Annotated in this window: 17 protein-coding genes and 1 pseudogene; 11 read left to right on the plus strand and 7 right to left on the minus strand. The window is 63.5% G+C overall.

Annotated elements, in window-relative coordinates:
• Positions 1 to 213 precede the first annotated feature (213 nt).
• Positions 214 to 1299 (plus strand): flagellar biosynthetic protein FliO, encoded by a 1086-nt coding sequence (locus GGD57_RS02115; RefSeq protein ID WP_348645948.1) that lies wholly within the window; start codon positions 214 to 216, stop codon positions 1297 to 1299.
• Positions 1300 to 1489: 190 nt separating this feature from the next.
• A pseudogene (locus GGD57_RS02120) lies at positions 1490 to 1993 on the plus strand (DUF1062 domain-containing protein); the annotation flags it as partial.
• A 108-nt stretch (positions 1994 to 2101) separates the two neighbouring features.
• On the opposite strand, the gene dksA reads toward GGD57_RS02120, so the two are convergent.
• Complete coding sequence (gene dksA, locus GGD57_RS02125; protein WP_003569003.1) at positions 2102 to 2521, minus strand: RNA polymerase-binding protein DksA; 420 nt, start codon at positions 2519 to 2521, stop codon at positions 2102 to 2104.
• Positions 2522 to 2797: 276 nt separating this feature from the next.
• Here dksA and GGD57_RS02130 point away from each other — a divergent pair, with 276 nt between their 5' ends.
• From GGD57_RS02130 to GGD57_RS02145, 4 genes are all read left to right on the plus strand, one after another.
• Positions 2798 to 3292 (plus strand): SixA phosphatase family protein, encoded by a 495-nt coding sequence (locus GGD57_RS02130; protein WP_184466359.1) that lies wholly within the window; start codon positions 2798 to 2800, stop codon positions 3290 to 3292.
• Between the two features lie 77 nt (positions 3293 to 3369).
• On the plus strand, positions 3370 to 4845 hold the full coding sequence (locus GGD57_RS02135; RefSeq protein ID WP_184466361.1) for a YcjX family protein: 1476 nt from the start codon (positions 3370 to 3372) through the stop codon (positions 4843 to 4845).
• Entirely contained in the window at positions 4842 to 5921 is a 1080-nt protein-coding gene (locus GGD57_RS02140; RefSeq protein WP_184466363.1) for a YcjF family protein, read from the plus strand. The genes GGD57_RS02135 and GGD57_RS02140 overlap by 4 nt, the downstream gene beginning before the upstream one ends.
• 210 nt (positions 5922 to 6131) lie before the next feature.
• Positions 6132 to 6683, plus strand: a complete 552-nt coding sequence (locus tag GGD57_RS02145; protein WP_184466365.1) for a hypothetical protein — start codon at positions 6132 to 6134, stop codon at positions 6681 to 6683.
• A 69-nt stretch (positions 6684 to 6752) separates the two neighbouring features.
• Here the strand turns inward: GGD57_RS02145 and folK are convergent, their stop codons facing one another.
• Genes folK through folP form a run of 3 tightly spaced genes read right to left on the minus strand, consistent with a single transcriptional unit; the run spans position 6753 to position 8495 of the window.
• The gene (gene folK / locus GGD57_RS02150) at positions 6753 to 7271 is read right to left on the minus strand and encodes a 2-amino-4-hydroxy-6-hydroxymethyldihydropteridine diphosphokinase (protein WP_184466511.1); all 519 of its coding nucleotides are present in this window, start codon (positions 7269 to 7271) and stop codon (positions 6753 to 6755) included.
• The gene (folB, locus tag GGD57_RS02155) at positions 7264 to 7629 is read right to left on the minus strand and encodes a dihydroneopterin aldolase (protein WP_003569012.1); all 366 of its coding nucleotides are present in this window, start codon (positions 7627 to 7629) and stop codon (positions 7264 to 7266) included. Before folB ends, folK begins: the two co-directional genes overlap by 8 nt.
• Positions 7626 to 8495 carry a dihydropteroate synthase gene (gene folP / locus GGD57_RS02160; RefSeq protein WP_184466367.1) on the minus strand — a complete coding sequence of 290 codons (870 nt, stop codon included), beginning with the start codon at positions 8493 to 8495 and terminating at the stop codon, positions 7626 to 7628. Before folP ends, folB begins: the two co-directional genes overlap by 4 nt.
• A 101-nt stretch (positions 8496 to 8596) precedes the next feature.
• Here folP and GGD57_RS02165 point away from each other — a divergent pair, with 101 nt between their 5' ends.
• Entirely contained in the window at positions 8597 to 9223 is a 627-nt protein-coding gene (locus GGD57_RS02165) for a DUF922 domain-containing Zn-dependent protease (RefSeq protein ID WP_184466369.1), read from the plus strand.
• Positions 9224 to 9583: 360 nt separating this feature from the next.
• On the opposite strand, the gene GGD57_RS02170 is transcribed toward GGD57_RS02165, so the two are convergent.
• Complete coding sequence (locus GGD57_RS02170) at positions 9584 to 9904, minus strand: 2Fe-2S iron-sulfur cluster-binding protein (protein ID WP_085737415.1); 321 nt, start codon at positions 9902 to 9904, stop codon at positions 9584 to 9586.
• A gap of 222 nt (positions 9905 to 10126) precedes the next feature.
• The gene (locus GGD57_RS02175; protein WP_184466372.1) at positions 10127 to 10510 is read right to left on the minus strand and encodes an Hpt domain-containing protein; all 384 of its coding nucleotides are present in this window, start codon (positions 10508 to 10510) and stop codon (positions 10127 to 10129) included.
• Between the two features lie 463 nt (positions 10511 to 10973).
• On the opposite strand from GGD57_RS02175, the gene GGD57_RS02180 reads away from it, so the two are divergent.
• Positions 10974 to 17951, plus strand: coding sequence for a hypothetical protein (locus GGD57_RS02180; protein WP_184466374.1), 6978 nt, complete (start codon positions 10974 to 10976; stop codon positions 17949 to 17951).
• 120 nt (positions 17952 to 18071) lie between these two features.
• On the plus strand, positions 18072 to 18632 hold the full coding sequence (locus GGD57_RS02185; RefSeq protein WP_184466376.1) for a cysteine hydrolase family protein: 561 nt from the start codon (positions 18072 to 18074) through the stop codon (positions 18630 to 18632).
• Between the two features lie 45 nt (positions 18633 to 18677).
• On the opposite strand, the gene GGD57_RS02190 is transcribed toward GGD57_RS02185, so the two are convergent.
• The gene (locus GGD57_RS02190) at positions 18678 to 19427 is read right to left on the minus strand and encodes an aminoacyl--tRNA ligase-related protein (protein ID WP_184466377.1); all 750 of its coding nucleotides are present in this window, start codon (positions 19425 to 19427) and stop codon (positions 18678 to 18680) included.
• Between GGD57_RS02190 and GGD57_RS02195 the strand changes: the two genes are divergently transcribed.
• Both GGD57_RS02195 and GGD57_RS02200 read left to right on the plus strand, forming a co-directional pair.
• The gene (locus tag GGD57_RS02195) at positions 19420 to 19752 is read left to right on the plus strand and encodes a hypothetical protein (RefSeq protein WP_184466379.1); all 333 of its coding nucleotides are present in this window, start codon (positions 19420 to 19422) and stop codon (positions 19750 to 19752) included. The two genes, GGD57_RS02190 and GGD57_RS02195, sit on opposite strands and share 8 nt — an antisense overlap.
• A 44-nt stretch (positions 19753 to 19796) precedes the next feature.
• Complete coding sequence (locus tag GGD57_RS02200) at positions 19797 to 20672, plus strand: D-alanyl-D-alanine carboxypeptidase family protein (protein WP_184466381.1); 876 nt, start codon at positions 19797 to 19799, stop codon at positions 20670 to 20672.
• Positions 20673 to 20684: the final 12 nt, after the last annotated feature.

Consider the following 20684-nt stretch of genomic DNA (forward strand, 5'->3'; position numbering starts at 1 on the left):
CGGCAAAAACACCGGCGGCCGGCAAGACTGCTTGAATTCACAGGCAACAGCGCCATCTGCTCCGGAAGCCCGACCTGGCTGCCCGTGAGCGAGATCGCCGGGCGCCCGACAGCGGAACACGAAATCGCGTTCTCCCGTGACTGGACAGCACCGCCGGCCCTTGCCTAAGGAACGGAAAAGTCGTCAATATGTGCCGAATGTGAAATGGAGTGAGTGACTATGTTGGATGATGTTGTCGGAGCTTATGGCGGCCGTTTTCTGCTTGCCGCCGGTGGCGTCGGCCTGGCGCTTCTCCTGCTCATCCTCGTACTCTGGGTCATCCGCCGCCGGGCGCCCTCGCCCTTCGTGCGCGGCGGCCGCAACCGCCAGCCCCGCCTGCAGGTGCTGGACGCCGCAGCTGTCGATGCCCGCCGCCGGCTGGTGCTGGTGCGCCGCGATGACGTCGAGCATCTGATCATGATCGGCGGCCCAAGCGATATCGTCATCGAAAGCCGCATCCTGCCCGAAGCGGCCGAACAGCCGGAAAGCTTCAACCGCCCGCAACCGGTCGAGCAGCGTCCGATCTCCCCGGCGCGGCCGGAAACACCACCGGTTTCTCCGCCCCGCGCCCCGGTCGCAGCGGCCGTCATCGCTCCTGCCGCAGCCCGAATCGAGCCGGCCGCAGCCCGAATCGAGCCGGCCGCCGAGCCTTCCTTCTCCGCGCCGGCATCGCCGGAGCCGCGTCCGCGCCCCGAACCGCCTGCCCAGCCGGCCGTCGCACCGCCGGTGGCCACGAGCCCTCTTCCGGCAAACCCCGTGACAGCGCCGCTGTCGGCCGAACGCGACGCTCCTCTGCCCGTCGCCCCGCGCCCGCCGGAGCGTCCCGTCGCTCCCCCGGCCGCGCAGCCTGCACCCTTCCACGATACCGCAAGTGCGGCCGAGATCCTCGACGCCGCCCGCCAGCGCGTGCTTCCGCAGCAGCGCATCGAACCCGAAGTTTCCACACCGCCCCTCCAGCCCATGCCGGCTGCCGCGCGTGCCGCACCCGGGATGGCCGAGGACGATGCGGCCGCGCAGTCGCCGGCGGCGATCCGCCATGATTTCCAGCGGGTGCTGGAAGAGGAAATGTCGAACAATCTGACGGCCGAGCGCATCGTGCCGGCGCCGGCAAACCAGGCGCCCCGCCAAACCGTACCGCAGCCGGGCAGCAACCTGCCGCGCCGCGATCCCGAGCTTGCCCCGATCACCGGCGCCGATACGGAACTGCAGAAGGAAGTCGCCCGCATCTTCGGCGAAATGAGCGTCAATCGCGATAAATGAAAGCCTGAACGGCAGCTTCCACACCGCGTTGCCTCCATCGACAAGTTGCATAAAAGCCGCAATGCCCCGGCCTTTCGTTTCCGAATCGCCAGGGGGCTACCTTTGTCGTCGATGATTTGTTATCGCTTGGGTTGAAGAGCGTCGGCGCATTCGAGGTTACACTTTGCCTAAGTAAATACCGGTCTCAGTCCGCAAGCTGGACGCTTGGTTGATCTACAAATGCCTGACCTGCGGAAGGACATGGAACCGGCCGATCCTCGAGCGCCGGAATGTCCGCGACATCGATCCTGCAGTTCTCGGTGCGCTGCAGTCCAACGATCCGGAGTGGATCCGGGCAGAGACCTTCAACCTCGATGCTCTCCGGCACAAATCGCAGCGTGTCGATGAGTTTGCCGAATTCGAAATCGCAAAGGAGATGCGGCACCAGCCGGCAAATTGGACGAGACTGGCAATCGAACTGACGGTCCCGTTCCCAACAAGTACACGCCTCGACCGTTTGCTGGCGTCCGAGCTGACGGTTTCACGTTCGAGGCTGCAGGCTCTGCACGCCGAAGGCATGGTCCGGACGAATCCTGAGCGCGCAGACATCATGCGGCGACGAATCCGGAACGGCACCCTTATCGTGATCGACCTCTCCATCGAGGCCGAGCGAGAGCGATCATGGAAACCTCTGGCGACAGGAGATCCGCTGTAATTGCGCAAGCCGCCTTCCTCTCCGGTACGCCGGATGACGGCTCAAACGAACAAACGCCGCGATCAGATCGCGGCGTTTGCTCTGCTTCTCATGTCTGCATGAAAACCGTTATTCGTCGCGATAGACCTTTTCGCGGCGTTCGTGGCGCTCCTGCGCCTCGATCGACAGCGTCGCGATCGGGCGGGCGTCGAGACGCTTGAGGCCGATCGGTTCGCCGGTTTCCTCGCAATAGCCGTAGGTGCCGTCTTCGATGCGCTGCAGTGCCGCGTCGATCTTCGAAATCAGCTTTCGCTGCCGGTCACGGGCGCGAAGTTCGATCGCCCGGTCGGTTTCCGACGACGCCCGGTCGGCGAGGTCGGGATGGTTCGCGCTTTCCTCGGCCAGGTGGTCGAGGGTTTCACGCGCTTCTCTAAGGATATCATTTCTCCATGCAACCAGCTTGGTCCTGAAGTAGGCACGCTGGTTTACGTTCATGAACTCTTCCTCTTCCGAGGGAACGTAATTGCTAAGATCGATCTTCTCACTCAACGCGATTCTCCTGAAGAACATCTCATCTGGCGGGTGTATATCCCAAGCGCTAGTCGCGATTCAAGCCAAATACGACAGGTAAACAGATTTTTAAATCTGTTACAATTTTCGGCTAACGATCTATTTTGTCATGGTTATTCCGGCCACCGTTTTTGTCTTCGCCTTCAAAACGCCGTGTTGGCGGCCACGTTTTAGGCAGTTGCGGCATGGCGGGCGATTGACGGCAGCCAATCGCAACCGCTACTGAAAAGACCCGCCCGATCCTGGAATTTGCCCATGACCGTACCGCTGCCTCCGCCCAACCGCATCTATCTCCTGCGTCACGCCGAGGCGGCCTGGGCCGAACCCGGACAGCGCGATTTCGACCGGCCGCTCAACGAAAAGGGTTACGGCGATGCCGAGATTATCGCCGACAAGGCCGCCGACAAGGGCTATCGTCCCGATCTTCTCATCAGCTCGACGGCATTGCGCTGCCGCGGCACGGCCGACGCGGTCCATCGGGCGATGGGCCTGACGCTCGACGTGCGTTATGTCGATGCGCTCTATAATGCCACGGTCGATACCTATATCGAGATCGTCGATGCCCAGGACGAGGCGGCCGTCATGCTGGTCGGCCATAATCCGACCATGGAGCAAACCCTGGAGGCTTTGGTCGGCCATGAGGCGATGGCCAGCGCCCTTCCCGGCGGTTTCCCGACGGCGGGCCTTGCCGTCGTCGATTACGACGCTTCCGCCGCGGGCTGGCGCCTCACCGATTTCGTGGTCGTCTGACGTCTTTACGGCGCCACTTCTTTTTCGGGCGGTGCCGCGTTCCTATATTGCCGGCAGTCACCAATCGGAATTGCGCCTTGCCGCCACGCCTGACATCCCTAGCCGACGACGCCCGCATCGCCCTCGATAATCTCGCCGACCGGGCGAGCGGCCTTGTCAATCCGACCGTGCGGCTTGGCGTCACCGGCCTCTCCCGCTCCGGCAAGACGGTCTTCATTTCCTCACTGGTCCACAATCTGCTGCATGGCGGCCGCCTGCCGCTGTTCGAGCCGGTGCAATCGGGCCGTGTCTCGGCGGTGCGGCTGGAACCGCAGCCAGACGATGCCGTGCCGCGCTTTCAGTACGAGGATCATATCCGTGCGCTGGTGAAGGACCGTGTCTGGCCGGATTCGACCCGCGCCATATCAGAACTGCGCATCACGCTGGATTATCAAAGCGCCAGCGGCTGGAACCGGCTGTTTTCGCCGGGCCGCCTGTCGATCGATATCGTCGATTATCCCGGCGAATGGCTGCTCGACCTGCCTCTGCTCGGCAAGGACTACCGCACCTTCAGCGAGGAAACGATCGCGCTTGCGCAAACCGGCATCCGCTCCGAGCTGTCGCAAGCGTGGCTGGCGCTGACGCGTGCAGCCGATATCCACGCCGGCGCCGACGAGATGGTCGCCCGCGAAATCGCCACCGCCTTTGCCGACTACCTCAAGGCCTGCAAGGCCGATGAACGCTCGCTCTCCACCTTGCCGCCCGGCCGCCTGCTGCTGCCGGGCGATCTCGACGGATCGCCAGCGCTGACCTTCGCGCCGCTGGCGCTGCCCCCGGACGGGCGTCCCGGCCGCGGTTCGCTTTGGGCGATGATGGAGCGGCGTTACGAGGCCTATAAATCGGTTGTCGTCAAACCTTTCTTCCGCGAGCATTTCGCCCGCCTCGACCGCCAGATCGTGCTGGTTGATGCGCTGCAGGCAATGAATCGCGGCCCCGAAGCGGTGCAGGATCTGGAGCGGGCGCTGACCGATGTGCTCGCCTGTTTCCGCCCCGGCACCAATTCGCTGCTCTCCTCGCTGCTCGGGCGCCGCATCGATCGCGTGCTGGTCGCCGCCACCAAGGCCGATCATCTCCACCATGAAAGCCACGACCGGCTCGATGCTTTGACCCGCCGGCTGGTCGATCGCGCCATCGACCGCATCGGCATGGCCGGTGCCGGCATCGACGTCATGGCGCTCGCCTCCGTGCGTGCCACCCGCGAGGCATCAGTCAAACGCGACGGTCATGATCTGCCGGTCATCGTCGGCACGCCGATGGAGGGTGAAACCATCGCCGGCGAGCGCTTCGACGGCCTGAGAAAGACCGCGATCTTCCCCGGCGACCTGCCGGAGAATCCGGAAAACCTGTTCGACCGCATCGCCTCGGGCGAGAGCGGCCTGCAACTGCCCGATGTCAACGTCGTCAGGTTCCGCCCGCCGCAGCTTGAGGAAACCGGCGGCGGCATCAAGCTGTCGGTGCCGCATATCCGCCTCGACCGCGCCATGCAGTTCCTGTTCGGAGACCGTCTCGCATGAGCAAGCCCCCGTCCGATCCGCCGCGCCGCCCGCCCGCCGCCTTCGCCTATGAGGATGAGGCAACCGAGCGGCGCGACAACGGCCGCCGGGCAGAGCAGCGTCGCAAGCCGGAAAGTTTCTCCGAAAATATCGTCGTGACGGCGGATGAGGACGATCCCTTCCTCAATCCCGACAAGGATCTGAGCGCGGTCCCTGTGGCAGCGCCACGCAAGCGCCGGACCTCCTTCGGCAAGATTGCCGCCGGCGCCTTCGGCATCCTGCTGTCTCTGGCCATCGGGCTTTGGACCGATAGCCTGATCCGCGATCTCTTCACCCGCGCCGACTGGCTGGGTTATGTGGCCCTTGCCGTGCTCGCCGTCGGCATCCTTGCCGTGCTCGCCCTCGTCATCCGCGAAACGGCGGGCATGATGCGCCTTGCCGCCGTCCAGGCGATCAAGGCCGAAGCGGAAGCGGCGATTGTCGAAACCCGGCCGGCCAGGGCCCGCGCCGTCGTCACGCGCCTCACCACGCTGCTTTCCGCCAATCCCGAGACAGCGAAAGGCCGTGCGACGCTGAAGGCGACCGAGGGCGAGGTTATCGACCCCCCGCATCTGATTGCGCTCGCCGAGCGTGAATTGCTCGCTCCCCTCGACCGCAAGGCGCGCGCCCTGATCGTCAACGCCTCGAAGCGCGTTTCGATCGTCACCGCCGTCAGCCCGCGCGCCATCGTCGACCTGCTCTACGTGCTCTACGAGGCCGTGCGCCTGATCCGCGCCATGGCCGAGCTTTACGGCGGCCGCCCCGGCACGCTCGGCATGTTCCGGCTGCTGCGTGACGTGCTCGCTCATCTTGCCGTCACCGGCTCGATCGCCGTCGGCGACAGCCTTGTCCAGCAGGTGCTCGGCCATGGGCTGGCCTCCAAGCTCTCGGCCCGGCTCGGCGAAGGTGTCGTCAACGGCCTGATGACCGCCCGCATTGGAATCGCGGCGATGGATCTCTGCCGCCCGCTCGCCTTCCGCGCCTTGAAGCGGCCGGGAATCGGTGATTTCATCGGCGACCTCACGCCCTCCATGTCACCGCGCAGCAACAATCCTTGATCGACGAGGCGATTCCGTCGTTTTCACCTTCTCATGCGTAATGCCGAAATACTTGCAGTAGATTCAAAGATATAGCGATGATAATTTGAAATCGTCGTCGCGCGAAACGCCTGCATCGCCTCGCATTTCGGCACGATCGAAAGAAAGGATTAACCATTATTCGGCAAAACTTGCAGCCAGTTCGTGAGTGGTGTTTGCCAAGGAAAATCCATGTATTCGCGCAAGTTTCTCATTATATGCGGTCTGGCCGCCGCGGCTTTGTCGCCGGTCGCAGATGTCGCTCCGGCAGCCACTGCCGCAACCCGTGACAAGGCATTCTTCGATTCCGTCGCCGGCTCATGGAGGGGCCCGGGCGAAATCGTCGCCGGCAAGTACAAGGGCACAAAGTTCACCTGCAACCTGATCGGCGAGCCGACTGGCGACAGTGGCGCCGGCATCAAGCTCGACGGCACCTGCCGTGTCGGTGTCTTCAAGCAGCCGATGACCGCCGTCATCTCGCAGTCAGGCTCGACCTACAAGGGCAAATTCCTTGACGGCGCCGCCGGCAAGGGTCTTGACGTCGTCTCCGGCGCCGTCAGCGAAGATACCGTCGTCGTCGGCATCAACCGCGCCAAGCTGAACGGCGCGATGATCGCCCGCGTGCGCGACGACAAGACGATGAACGTCACCGTTTCGGTCAAGGTCGAAAGCCAGATGGTCCCGGTCATCGGCCTGACGCTGACCCGGCAGGTCGACGAAATGGCCGTCGGCTCTATCGAGTAGATACACCGCACAATGGATTTTCCTGAAGCGGCGGGTTTCCCGCCGTTTTTCCGTTTCAGGCCCTTTGCGTCAGACGCTCCGCCACCAGTCGCGGCCGCTATCGGCCACCTCGATGCCGCCGATCTCGGCATCATCAAGCCAGTCGCTGACCGCCCTGCCCCTGACGAGCAGGTCCGGCGCGATATCGGCAAGCGGCATCAGCACGAAACCGCGATCGGTCATGCGTGGATGCGGCAGTTCCAGCCGCGGCGCCTCCTGGGTGACGTCGCCATAGGTCAGCACGTCGATATCGAGTGTGCGCGGTCCCCAGCGTTCGATACGCTCGCGTTTCATCTCCCGCTCTATCGACAGGCAGACATCGAGCAAAGCCTCGGGCTCCAGCCTGGTCTCGACGGCGGCGCAGGCATTGAAAAAGAAGGACTGGTCCGTCTTGCCCCAGGGCGGCGTGCGATAGAGCCTGGATACGGCGACGACACGGCAGTCGTCCCGTCCGTCCAATCGTTGCAGTGCGGCGGCCATCGCCTTCACGGGATCGCCGATATTGCCGCCGAGCCCGAGTGTGGCCGATTGCAATGTGGCTTCAGGCAAAGTGCTCAACGCTCACCTGCACGAAATCGAGCACGCCGGGCACAGGCGCGTTCGGCTTGCGCACCGTGATCTTCGCCCGCCGGACCTGCGGGAAGGTCTGACAGAGTCCCTTGGCGATATCGAGCGCCAGGGCCTCGATCAGGTAGCGCCGCTTGCCCGTGACGATCTGCTCGATCACGGTGAAAGCGATGCCGTAATTGACGGTATCGTCGATCGAATCGCTTTCCAGCGCCTCGCCGGCAACGACGTCGAGTTCGGCATCGACGAAGAAGCGCTGACCGAGGAATTCCTCCTCGTCATGCACGCCGTGGCGCGCAAAGAAAGCGCAGTTCTGCAACGTGATCGTGTAGGTGGTCATGTCGGCCGCTTCCTCTCGAATTCCTTGCGCGCATTCAGCATAGCATCGGCGATGTCGAGTGCGTCCCTGTTGATTGCGACATTGTGCACTCGGAAAACCGCAGCCCCTTGAAGCCTGAGCAAAGCGCTGGTGACCGCCGTTACCGAATCCCTGTCCTGCGCCTCACGCCCCGTCACCGCACCGAGGAAGCGCTTGCGTGACGTGCCGGCGAGCAGCGGCAGGCCGAAGCGGGAAAGTTCGGAAAACCGCGCCATCAGTTCCAAATTCTCCTCCGCCGTCTCCTTGGCGAAGCCGAAGCCCGGATCGAGCACGATACGGTCGGTGTTGACGCCGGCAGCCGCGGCGATCGCCAGCGACCGTTTGAGAAAATGCACCTGGTCGGCAATGACATCGGGAAGCTTCGCCCTGTCGCGGCCGGTATGCATGATGCAGAGCCCGGCCCCGGTCGCTGCCGCGATGTCGGCGATATCGGGCTCCTTCTGCAGCCCGAACACATCGTTGACGATATGGGCGCCGGCACTGACCGCAAGCCGCGCCGTCTCGGCGCGATAGGTGTCGATCGAGATCAGCGCCTGGGTGCGCCCGCGCAGCGCCTCGATAACCGGCAACACGCGGGCCTGCTCCTCCGAAGGACTGACGGCTGCGGCGTTCGGCCGGGTCGATTCGCCGCCGATATCGATAATCCCGGCCCCCTCGCTCACCGCCCGCAGCGCGTGTTCGACCGCCGCATCGACGGTTTCAAAACGCCCGCCGTCGGAAAAGGAGTCCGGCGTCACGTTGATGATCGCCATGATCACCGAACGGCGGCCGAGTTCGATCTGCCGGCCATGGCCGACACGCCATAAACTGCCTTCGAGCCCTCTCACCAGACTTATCCCATCGATCGCGAAAAAAGCGCCATCCGATATTGCGCTTGCGGTGGCTATGCCCCAAGCTCCTGTCGATTTCAACACGGGTTGCGTTCAGAATGCCGCTTGCAGTGCGTTATATGGTCCTTCCTATTGCCTTTTCCATTGCTCTTTCCGTCTGCAGCCCGGTGGCAGCAGAAGTGATCGCATCGAAAAGCTATTCCTATTTCAGCATCCGCGGCAAAACCGCGGATGAGCTCGACCGCGAACTCAGCCGGCGCGGCCCGACGTCGAGCGGCTCCTCAGCGCGCCATCCAGGTGCCACGAAGATCCGCTTTGGCGGTGAAGCGACCTATATTCAGGATAACGGGCGTTGCCGCGTCGGCAACGTCAAGGTCACGGTCCACACCCAGATCATCCTGCCGCGCTGGAGCAGCCGCCAGGGCGCCAGCAAGGAGCTGTCGATGATATGGGATGCCCTGTCGAGCGATATCAAGCGCCACGAGGAGCGCCATGCCGAAATCGCCCGCGATCAGGCCCGCGCCATGGAACGCGCCATTCGCGCGCTGCCGCAGCAGCGCAGTTGCGAGGCCATGCAGGAACTTGTCTCCGACGAATCAGCTCGCGGTATAGAAGAGCACGATCGGCAGCAGGCGCGATTCGACCGCGTCGAGGCGGTCAATTTCCAGAAGCGCATGCTGAGATTGCTGAACAATCGAATCAATGGCCGAGCCGGCGAAAAATAAGGCTTTTTCAGCCGGGATGCGAGCGGAAAACCTTAGCTGCACAACGAAACTTGTGCGAAACCTGCGCCATCCCCAGCGATTGAATGGTCATTTTTCATCCTGGCAGACTCAACCGGAACGCGTTAATATGAACACATTCGAAAGTCCAGGCACCGCACCAAGTACGGAATCTGCACTTTCATCGCTGGGTTCTCCTGGCGCGTTCCGAAGCCGCGGATGTTCCTCCCTCATCCGTTGGTAATGCGCCCGCCTCGCCTCGCTCGCTCTAGCGCGCGAGGCGTCTTTTTTGTGGGATCCACATCTGAAGATTCTCGGCCGGCAAAGTGCAGCGCGCTTAAATCAGGCCGAAGCCCAGTGCGCTTAGGCCTGACGTTCCGGCACGTGCACCACGAGCCCGTCATAGGCAGCCTTCATGCGGATCTGACAGGACAGCCGCGAGGTCGGGCGCACGTCGAAGGCGAAGTCGAGCATATCCTCTTCCATCGCTTCCGGCTGACCGACCTGTTCGGTCCATGCCTCGTCGACATAGACATGACAGGTGGCGCAGGCGCAGGCGCCGCCGCATTCGGCCTCAATACCGGGCACCGAATTGCGCACGGCATTCTCCATGACGGTGGAGCCTTGGTCGACGTCGAGGTCGAAACGTGTGCCGTCGAAAGCAACGATGGTAAGTTTGGGCATCAGGACTATTTCCGGTCTTCAAATGATGGGCGGATTTTCTTCCGACAATTCGACGCATCAGTCAACATTGCCGAAGTTCGATATAGCGTCGCAGATCGGGCCTTTGCCCGCCGTCTTCAAAGCGTCATGGAGCAGGTCGCAAAAAGACCCGTGGTTCCGCAATGAAACAACGGGCCTCGTTCGAACGACATCTGCGACATGCACCGACCGAAGACTTGGAGATCAGCCGCGGCAGAGCTTCAGGATGAAATTCTCGGCGTCGATGACGGCAGCACCCAATGCTGCCGTCGCCCCGGCATCACCGCCGGTTTCCTCGACGGCTTCCGCCGTCTGCGACACGCGGAACGCGCCGACCGAGCTTGCGGCGCCCTTCAGGCGATGCGCGGCCGCGCCGACGCGGATGGTTTCGCCGCTTGCAATGTCCTGCAGACATGCGCGCGCCTGGCGCGCAAACATCTGAAGGACTTCGATTTCCAGCGCCTTGTCGCCCAGCGTCTGCTTGGCGAGATGGACCAGATCGATCGGCCGAACCTTCGAGGGACAGGGTCCCTTTGCATTATCCGGCGCCTCGAATACGATGTTCAATGCCGCCATCTGAGCTGCCATTGCCAATTCTCCCGTCTCGTGTCGTGCGCTGATGCAACAGTTCTGCGTCGGGAGGGTGGCCATCACGTTAAATTCCGGCACATTCGCAGCGGAAATCTCGCCATATGGTTAACATCCGTTAAATATCCCTAAATTATTGGTTTTTAAGCGGTGCCGCGGATTTAAAGATGTTAACAACAGGTTAACGGGCCGCAAATCTCAAGCCTTCATTAATTGTGTGAGGAGCCCAGATGTGTCACTACGATACTGGTGGAGCGGGTTTATGGTACGCGCCTTTGCCGAGCGAGTGGATAATGGTAGTGTTTTGATACCTTCCGTTTGAAAAAGCGGCTATCTACTCTGAAATGACATGCTTATCCGTCCGTCGTTGGGATGGAAGGCTGGAACGGCAAAGTTGTTTCCCGGGTGAGGCGGAAGCCCGGGATGCGCAGCCGGACCGGCCACCAGTAACGAGGCATACCGAATGGCGAACAACAAATATAACGAGTCGATTGAAGACAAGGCGTTCAAGGCATTGGACGAAGCGCTCCAGATCGACTTCGGCAAAGATAACGTGCCGTCTCGCCGCGGCGATGCGCCAGAGGCCCCGGAGGCTCATGTGTCTGATCCAGTAAATGCGCGTAACCAGCAGGCCCAGGAAGAAGCGCAACGCCGCAGCCGCCGCGCTAGTGCCGGCGAGCAGGCGTCCCGGGGGCCGGCCTTCGCGCCCGCCAACGATGCCAGCCGCAACACGCCCGCCTCGATCCTGAAATCCTTCGACGGCGCCTCCAGCCGCTCGGCGGTGCGCACCGCCACGCTGTTCTCCGTGCTCTGGGTCATGGCCGGCCTCGGCCTGATGTCGCTGCTTTATGCGCCGGAGATCTGGCAGATCCGTTCGCTCGCCGATCTCGTCGCCCTGCCCGGCGTCATCGCCGGTCTCGTCGGCATCATCATTCCGGTGATGATGTTCTATGCTTTCGCCATCATGATCGCGCGCGCCCAGGACATGCGCAATGCCGCCCGCTCCATGGCGGAGGTGGCTTTGCGCCTCGCCGAGCCGGAAACCATCGCTTCCGAACGCATCATGACCGTCGGCCAGGCCGTGCGCCGTGAGGTCTCGGCCATGAATGAAGGCATCGAGCGCACTATCGCGCGTGCCTCCGAGCTGGAAACGCTCGTCCATTCCGAAGTCAATGCACTTGAACGCTCCTATGCCGACAATGAATTGCGCGTCCGCGGTCTCGTCCACGAACTCGGTTCCGAGCGCGAGGCGATCGTCAATCATGCCGACCGCATCCGCACCTCGATCGGCAGCGTCCACGATCAGTTGAAGGAAGAGCTGTCGCTGGCGACCGAAGAGATCGCCGTGCGGCTGTCCACGTCGGGCGAAGCCTTTGCCTCGCTGATCGATACGCGCGCGGCGGCGATCCTGGAAAAATCCGACACCGCCCTGCAGTCGATAGGCAGCCTGCTCGCCGCCAAGACCGATAGCCTGTTGCAGACACTGAACGCATCGGGTTTCGCGCTCGCCACCGAATTCGACAACCGCCTCGAAGCGCTCTCGGTCAACCTCAACGACCATGGCGAAAAACTGCTCAGCCAATTCGAGACGCGCGCCTCGACCATGGATAGCAGCACCGAGAAGCTGAATGCCGCGCTGAACGAGCGCACGCACCAGCTCAGCGAGATCCTGATCGCCCGCACCCGCGAGATCAATGAGAGCCTGAAATCCGGCGAACGCACCATCGGCGGCACGCTCGACGATGTGCTGGCGAAGCTGAACAGTGCGCTCGACGAAAAGGGGGCGAGCTTCCGCCAGAGCCTGCAGAGCACCGCCGACGACGCCGTCATGGATCTCGACGTGCGCTCCGGCTTCTTCGAAGAACGGCTGCAGACGACCGTCGCCCAGCTGTCGACCGCCTTCGACGAACGCGTCGCCGAATTCACCAGCGCCTTCGACAAACGCACCGGCTCGCTCGACACCAAGCTGATGGAGAGCCTCGCCCGCATCAACGAGACGCTGACCGGTGGCTCGGAATCGATCGACGGCATCCTGAGTTCCAGCATCGACCGGCTCGGCGCCTCGATGACCGACCAGTCGCTGGCGCTTGCCACCGCACTCGCCACCGGCCATGAAATGCTGGAAAGCACGCTCGGCGCCCGGGCCGACGAAATTACCACTGCGCTCAGTGACCGCACCGGCGAACTGACCTCGGCGCTGCAGAGCGCGACCTCCGACATCGCGCTGACGCTCGCATCCGGCACGTCCGAACTGCAGAACAATCTGCAGACGCGCTCGGCCGAACTCCGCGACACGCTGCGCAGCACCACCACCGATCTGACCACCGCCGTTGCCGCCGGCACCGAGCAGGTGACCGCTGCCTTCGGCGGTCGCGCCGAAGAACTGACCGGCGCGCTTGCAGCGCGTGCGGCTGAAATCACCGATGCGCTCGGCACGGCTCACGGCCGCATCGACAGCGTCATGGCAGAGCGCGGCGGCGCACTGATCGAAGCGCTCACCACCCATCACGGCCGCTTCGAGGAAGCGCTGACCTCCCGTTCGGACGCCATCATCAATGCCGTCTCCGGCACCCATGACCGTCTTGCCGAGACTCTCGACGAAAAGGCGATGTCGCTTGCCATCTCCCTGAACGAGAGCCAGGCGCGCATCGAGGATACGCTCGAGAGCCGCTCCGAAGCGCTGCTGAAGGCTGTCTCCGGCACCCATGACCGCCTCTCCGAGACGCTCGACGAAAAGGCGATGTCGCTCGCCATTTCGCTCAACGAAAACCAGGCCCGCATCGAGGATACGCTCGAGACCCGCTCCGCGGCCCTGCTGAACGCCGTCTCCGGCACTCATGACCGGCTGTCGGAAACATTGGACAGCAAGGCGGCGGCCCTGACGAACTCGCTCGACGAGCGCCATGCCCGCATCGAGGATGCGCTTGGAACGCGTGCCGAGGCGCTGCTGAACACCGTGTCCGGCACACGCGACCGTCTTGCCGAGACCCTCGACGAAAAGGCGACGGCGATTGCCAAGTCCTTGAACGAGAGCCAGGCCCGCATCGAAGATACGCTCCAAACCCGTTCCGCCGCCCTGCTGGACGCTGTCTCCGGCACCCATGAACGCCTGGCCGAGACACTGGACGAAAAAGCGATGGCGCTCGCCATTTCGCTGAACGAAACCCAGACGCGGATCGAGAATACGATGGAGACCGGCGCAGCCGCCGTGTTGAGCGCCGTCTCCGGCACCCATGAGCGTTTGTCCGAAACGCTGGACGAGAAGGCGATGACGCTCGCCATCTCGCTCAATGAGAGCCAGTCGCGGATCGAAGACACGCTGGAAGCGCGCTCCGAAGCCTTCCTCAAATCCGTGTCCGGCACCCACGACCGCCTTTCGCAGGCGCTCGATGAAAAGTCAGCGGCGCTCGCCGCCTCCCTGAACGAGGGTCAGAGCCGCCTGCAGGACACGCTGGAGAGCCGTTCGCAATCCTTCCTCGATGCGGTGGCAGCCACCCACGACCGCCTGTCCGAGACACTCGACGACCGGGCAATGGCGCTTGCCATTTCGCTGAACGAGAGCCGGAGCCGTCTCGAGGAGACGCTGACGACGGGCACCGATGCGATCACCAATGCGGTCTCCGGCACGCATGAGGGCGTGAACGGCGTGCTCGACCAGAAGGCCGCCGCCCTTGCCGCCTCGCTGAGCGAAGGCCAGGCCCGCATCGAGGAGGCCTTGACGCACCGCACGGCTGCTCTCATCGGCGCTGTAACGGCAAGTCACGACCGGCTCACCGATGCGCTCGACGAAAAGACCATGGCGCTCGCCATTTCGCTCGACGATAACCAGAGCCGCTTCGACAGTGCGCTTGAAGCCCGCAGCAACTCCATGATGGAGGCCGTTGCCAACGCCGAGACGCGCGTCGCCGGCGCCTTCGCCGACAAGACCGAGGCGATCCGCGCCGCCTATACCGATAATCAGCAGCGCCTGGAAAATGCGCTCTCCCAGCACAGCGCTGCCCTCTCCGGCGCTCTGGATGCCGGCGGCTCGCGCTTCGAAGACATCGTCGGCGGCTTGACCGGCCGTATCGAAGGCCGCCTGACCGATGCCCATGCGCGGCTCGGGGGCCTCGCCGACGAGACTGCCGCCCGCATCGAGCGCGGCCTCGACTCTGCCCATGACCGCATTCGCACGACGCTCGAGGACCGCGCCAACGCCATCGACCTCTCGCTGAGCCAGGCCCACGCGCTGATCAGCGATACGCTGACCGAGCAGGCGACCAGCATCGGTACTTCGGTTGCAACAAGCGTCAGCATGCTCGAAATGTCGCTGGAGGAGCGTGAAGCCGCCATCCGCCAGGCAATCGATTCCGGCGCCCAGACATTGGAAAATCGCATGCAGGCCGGCGCCGGCCAGATCGCCGGTCGTTTCCAGGAGGCGGCAAGCGCGATTTCGAACTCCGCCCAGAGCTTGTCCGCCCATCTCGGCCAGTCGGTCGAAAGCCTGACCGGCCGTTTTGAAGAAACTGGATCGCGGGTGGAAGCCGGCCTCGCGGCGATCGAGACCCGCATCCGTGACGGCGTCGGCGGCGTTGCCGACAGGGTCGAAACGGTCGGCGGCCAACTCTCCGGCGTGCTTGCCGACGGCATTTCCCGCCTCGGTACGCTCAGCAACGACGCCACGCAGCGCATCTCCGCGACGCTCGAAGGCAGCGCCGCAAACCTCACCCAGGCGATCGACAGCCGCACCGCCAATCTGGCCGAGACGCTGGACAGCCGCGCCACGAGCATGACGGGCGCCATCGAAGGCCGCACTGCGATCCTCGGCGAGACCCTCGACCGCGGCAATGAACGCATCGAGGAACGCCTCTCCACCATGGACCGGGCGTTGACCCTCGGCCTCGAAGCCGTCAACCGCACCATCGAAGGCAAGGCCGCCGGTCTCGCCTCGACGCTGCGCAGTGCCGTTGCCGAAGCAGCCCAGGGAATGGAAGGCGAAGCCACGAGAACCACCGAACTGCTCGGCAAGACCGGCCAGCAATTCGCCGAGGATCTCAATACGAAAAGCGACGAGTTCACCCGCACCATGGATGAGCGTTCGTCGCAGATCGTCACCCGCGTCGCAGAAGCCCAGAACCGGCTGGCGAGCCAGGCCGCTGCCGTCGCCCAGACCTTCTCCGAAGCCGGCAACGCCATCGTCAACAAGGTCGCCGAAGCCGAGACCATCGTCGGAACCCAGGTCAACGCCATCTCCAAGGTATTGTCGGATGCCGGCCAGTCGCTGGAAGCACGCGGCGATGCCATCCGCTCGACGCTGTCTGGCGCCGGCAGCGAAATTTCCGCCACCATGGCCGATGTCGACCGGGCGCTCGAAGCCCGCAGCAGTGCCATTCGCTCCAATCTCGAGGAGCGGGCTCGCGAGATCGACACGACCTTCACCGACATCGACCGGGCACTCGAAGCGCGCGGCAATTCGATCCGCTCGACGCTTGAAGACCGCACCCGCGATCTCAATTCGATGCTCGCTGGCCGCTCGGTCGAACTGACGCGCATCCTCGATGAAACGGCTCGCCCGATCATCGATCGCTACACCGATGCCGGCGAGCAGGCCGCCGCCCGCATTACCGCCGCGGCCAATCTCAGCGCCGACCGTCTGCGCGCCGAAAACGAAGCGCTCGCCAGCGCCGTTGCCGCCCGCACCGAGAATGTCGCCAACGCCGTCAGCGCGATCGAAAACAGCCTGGTCGGCAACGTCAACGGTCTCGTTCAGCGCATGTCGGAAAGCAGTGCTGCAATGGCGATGATGATGAACCGCGCCGCCGAGCAGCTGGCCAGTGTCGACGGCCGCCTGGGCGACACGACCACACGCTTTGCCGACTCCGCCAATAAGGCCGCCGAAATGGTCAATGCCTCGACCCGGCTTCTCGAAGGCAAGGTCGACCGCCTTTCCGATATTTCGGGCCAGACGCTGTCGCAGGTCGGCGGCATCATCGGCCGCTTCGACGAACACTCCAAGGTTCTGACCCAGGCGTCGCAGCTTCTCGGCGCCGCCCAGTCCAACCTTGCCTCGACGCTCGAGGAACGCGAAGGCGCGCTGCAGGCGCTCTCCGTCAGCCTGGTTCAGCGCTCTGACGAGATCGAAAAGACGATGCGCGGCCTCGGCGGCATGATCGAGACCGTATTCGAGCGGGCCGAACAGCGCTCCAGCCAGGTCACCGGCAATCTGCGCCAGGGCGTGCAGTCGTCCTTCGCCGACATCGGCCGCATTCTCACCGAAACCGAGAAGCGCGCCCAGGAAGCAGCCGAGACGATGCGTGAGGCGATCACCCGCGCCGGCGATGAGGCCAACACGACGATCGACGGCACCTTCGCCAATGTCGAGCGCCGCTCCGGCGATCTCTCCAACCGCATTCGCGGCGGTCTGACGGCCTCGCTGTCGGAAGTCGAGCGCATGGTCGGCGAAGCCAGCCGTGCCTCCGACGGCGCTGCCCAGCACATGCGCGAAGCGCTGCGCGAGGCGATCGACGATGCCGTCGGCCGCTTCTCCGGCGCCACCGATGATATCCGCCGTTCCGCCGCCGACATCCGCAACGAACTCGACGCCACCCGCGCCGAATTGAAGCGCGGCGCCTTCGATCTTCCGGAAGAAGCCAAGGAAAGCGCCTCGGCCATGCGCCGGGCCGTTGCCGAGCAGATCAAGGCGCTGCAGGATATCTCGCAGCTCGTCGGCCGCTCCAGCCAGCAGCTTGAGATCTCCGAACCCGTCGCCCGCACCCTCGCCCAGGCACAGCCTGCCCCGCGTCCGGCGCAACCTGTTGTAACCCAGCAGGCCGCAGTTCAGCCGCAGCAGCCGTCAGCGCCCCCATCGATCGAAGCGACGGGCCTGCGCGGAACGATCGCGCCGGCAGTACCGGTTGCCGCTCCTCAGCGCGCCGCCCCGCAGCCTGCGCCCACTCGCCAGGAGCCGGCTCGCCCGGAAAGCGGCGGCTGGATCAGCGATCTCCTGCGCGGCGCATCGCGTGAGGAGACCGCAGACGAGGCGCCTGCCCGTGCCCCGGCCCGGCCGGCGGAAGCCGCCGCACCGGCCGCGCGCAGCAATGACAGCCGCAATCCGCGCCACGTGGTCGAATCGCTGAACTCGCTCTCTGTCGATATCGCCCGTGCCATCGATCACGACGCCTCGGTCGATCTCTGGCGCCGTTACCAGCGCGGCGAGCGCGACGTCTTCACCCGTCGCCTCTACACGCTGAAGGGCCAGCAGACCTTCGATGAGATCAAGCGCAAATACGACCGCGAACCAGAGTTCCGCACCGCCGTCGACCGCTATATCGGTGATTTCGAAAAGCTGCTCGCCGACGTCGCCCGCACCGATCCGAACCAGACCGTCTCGCAGTCCTACCTCACCTCGGATACGGGCAAGGTCTACACCATGCTCGCCCATGCAGCAGGCAGGCTCAGCTGAGCCTGTTTGTAACCATCGATCGCATCTGAGCGAATGGAACAGGAAGCCGCCGCGCGCATGTCGGGCGGCTTTCGTTCGTCAAGGACGCGACAGATAACGCCCAATCGTGAGATATTCGAAATGACCAAGGCCCTGCTCATCATCGATGTACAGAATGCAATTCTCTCCGGAAAGGCCACGCCGGAGCGCCGGCCGCAGGTCGATACCGCGCTCGATGAGACCATCGCTCGGCTCGCATCGCTCCAGGAAAGGGCACGACAGTCGGGCGCGCCGGTCCTGCTGGTACAACATGACGGCGACAGCGGCCATCGATTGGCCGTCGGCACCGAAGGATGGGCGCTGCGCGAGGAGATCGCGCCGAAACAAGGCGAGGTCGTCATCCGCAAGAAAAGTGCCGACTCCTTCTTCGAGACCGATCTGACCGAACGCTTGAACGAGCGGTCGGTCACCCACCTCGTCATCGGCGGCTGCATGTCACAATTCTGCGTCGACACGACGGTCAGGCGCGCCGTTTCCCTCGGATACCAAGTGACACTGATTGCCGATGGTCACACCACCGGCGACACGGCGACCCTCACCTTCTCAGAGATCGTCGCCCACCATAATGAAACGCTCGACGGTTTCGATGCGGGCAAGGCGACGGTAGAAATCCGCTCTGCCGCCGGTATTGCTTTTTCATAGATTTAGGGCCGCCGGGACCGCCAGGCGGTCCCGATCGTCCGTCTTTCACCGATCGGCTGCTATGCTCCAATTGTAAACGCAACGATCGAGGCCGATGGCAATTTCCAGCACCAGGACGTCGTGTTCGATGTCGGGGCCTTTCTTGGGCTGCGACCGGTAGCGCTGCGGAAAGTCCGTACGCCGCGAGATCGAGCAAACCTCCATCCATTTGTCGCCATTGTCGACCTCGATATCCGTCGTCACCTCGGAATAGGCCGGCAGCCGATCGGAGGGCACGATGCGCGTCGGCAGATGGATCAGCGAGGCGATCATGCGGCGGACAGGTTCCAGGCAGGCAGCGTGATAATCGTTGCCGCTGCCGGCCGTGAAGGCGCATTGGAATTCGAGCTGCCAGAATTCCTTCAGCCGCATATGTTTCATCGGCTGCTCCTGCTCGCGGCGATAGGACCGGCCCGCCTGCCAGACGCAGAGCGGCAGCCGCGTCCTCGAGTGATTTCCGAGAATGTGCTGCATATAGGCATAGGTGGACGGCGTGGTCTCCGGTCTGAGCACCAGCGCGGTATCGCCGGCGGAAAGCTGTTCCTGGACCCAGATATCGGCATTCGAATAGGCGCTCGAAACCAGCGCCCGCGGCATCAGCGCCGGCGCCTCGACTCTCCTGACATCCCAGGCAGGATTGACGGATCTGAGAAAACTGCGGACCTCTTGCGCGAAGAAGCCGATCATGTGATCGCGCAGATGAATCTCGCGCTCCTCCCAATGGACGAGCGAATTGACATGATAAAGATTGAGCACGGTGCCGGTCTCCTTGGCAGCCTTGATTGACGTGGTGAGGGGCTTTACGTCCGGCAATGCGCCCGGACGCCCGCAGCGCCCGACGTCACAGCAGGACGCGAAGACCTCGTCCGCCAAAAGCGCGCGCAATCGCGACCTGCAGGCAGGTGCGGTGACGATGGGAGAAAGGCGCGCTCTTTATGCTCATGATGGATTTTTATGTGCGATGCGCGCCATTGTCAAAACCGAAGACCGCGAGGCAAAAGCAATCAGCTGTGGACAGAGCGTTTTTATTTCCCTCCGTCCTTCTTTTCGTCACAAACTTTCCCGATCGGCTTGCGTTTAGCCAACGGCTCCCCTCGGCCGTCCAACAACAGAGACCGTAGCCCGATGACCAATATGACCTCCCGGCTCCTTGCCACCGCGCTCTCCTGCGCCATGCTGATGGGCGCATTCACGGCCGCTCATGCCGGCCAGGCAAGTTTCGTCATCGATGCGCAATCCGGTCAGGTTCTCGAAGCATCCAATCAGGACGAGCTGAACTATCCGGCGTCGCTGACCAAGATGATGACGCTCTACCTCGCCTTCGAGGCTCTGCACGAGGGACGCCTCAAATGGGACCAGAAGCTCACCATGTCGGAAAATGCCGAGAGCAAGGAGCCGTTCAAGCTCGCCATCGGCGCCGGTCGCCAGGTGACGTTGCGTGAAGCAGTCGAAAGCATCGTCGTCCTGTCCGCCAACGACTCTGCCGTCGCGATCGCCGAACAGCTCGGCGGCTCAGAACAGGCTTTCGCCAAGACGATGACCGACAAGGCGCGCCAGCTCGGCATGAGGAATACGGTCTTCAAGAATCCCTCGGGCCTCCCCGACCCGGAACAGGTCACCTCGGCGCGCGATATGGCAACCCTCGGCGTTTCGCTGATGCGGGACTTTCCCGAGGAGTTCAAGCTCTTCTCCATGCGCGGCTTTCAGTTCCGCGGCATGAAGCTGCGCGGCCACAACAATCTCATGTACCGCTATAACGGCGTCGACGGCATCAAGACCGGCTATACCGATGCATCCGGCTACAATGTCGTGACCTCGGCACTGAAGGATGGCCGCCGCGTCGTCGGCGTCGTCATGGGCGAAAAAACCGCCAGCCTGCGCGACGACAAGATGGCAGGCCTGCTGGACAGCACGCTGCCGTCGTCATCGACCGCCACGGCATCCACCACACCGGGCAAACAACCCGGAGCCACGATGACGGACGCGCAGCCGACGAAGTAGACTGCGTCACGG

The sequence above is a fragment of the Rhizobium esperanzae genome (genome assembly GCF_014197615.1).
GTDB classification, from domain to species: Bacteria; Pseudomonadota; Alphaproteobacteria; order Rhizobiales; family Rhizobiaceae; genus Rhizobium; species Rhizobium esperanzae_A.

What these genes read in the sequence shown, in the direction of transcription:
- GGD57_RS02130 (WP_184466359.1), top strand. Translation starts at nt 2,798, where the DNA reads ATGACCGTACCGCTGCCTCCGCCCAACCGCATCTATCTCCTGCGTCAC.
- GGD57_RS02140 (WP_184466363.1), top strand. Translation starts at nt 4,842, where the DNA reads ATGAGCAAGCCCCCGTCCGATCCGCCGCGCCGCCCGCCCGCCGCCTTC.
- GGD57_RS02145 (WP_184466365.1), top strand. Translation starts at nt 6,132, where the DNA reads ATGTATTCGCGCAAGTTTCTCATTATATGCGGTCTGGCCGCCGCGGCT.
- folB (WP_003569012.1), bottom strand. Translation starts at nt 7,629, where the DNA reads ATGACCACCTACACGATCACGTTGCAGAACTGCGCTTTCTTTGCGCGC.
- GGD57_RS02165 (WP_184466369.1), top strand. Translation starts at nt 8,597, where the DNA reads ATGCCGCTTGCAGTGCGTTATATGGTCCTTCCTATTGCCTTTTCCATT.
- GGD57_RS02170 (WP_085737415.1), bottom strand. Translation starts at nt 9,904, where the DNA reads ATGCCCAAACTTACCATCGTTGCTTTCGACGGCACACGTTTCGACCTC.
- GGD57_RS02175 (WP_184466372.1), bottom strand. Translation starts at nt 10,510, where the DNA reads ATGGCAGCTCAGATGGCGGCATTGAACATCGTATTCGAGGCGCCGGAT.
- GGD57_RS02180 (WP_184466374.1), top strand. Translation starts at nt 10,974, where the DNA reads ATGGCGAACAACAAATATAACGAGTCGATTGAAGACAAGGCGTTCAAG.
- GGD57_RS02185 (WP_184466376.1), top strand. Translation starts at nt 18,072, where the DNA reads ATGACCAAGGCCCTGCTCATCATCGATGTACAGAATGCAATTCTCTCC.
- GGD57_RS02200 (WP_184466381.1), top strand. Translation starts at nt 19,797, where the DNA reads ATGACCAATATGACCTCCCGGCTCCTTGCCACCGCGCTCTCCTGCGCC.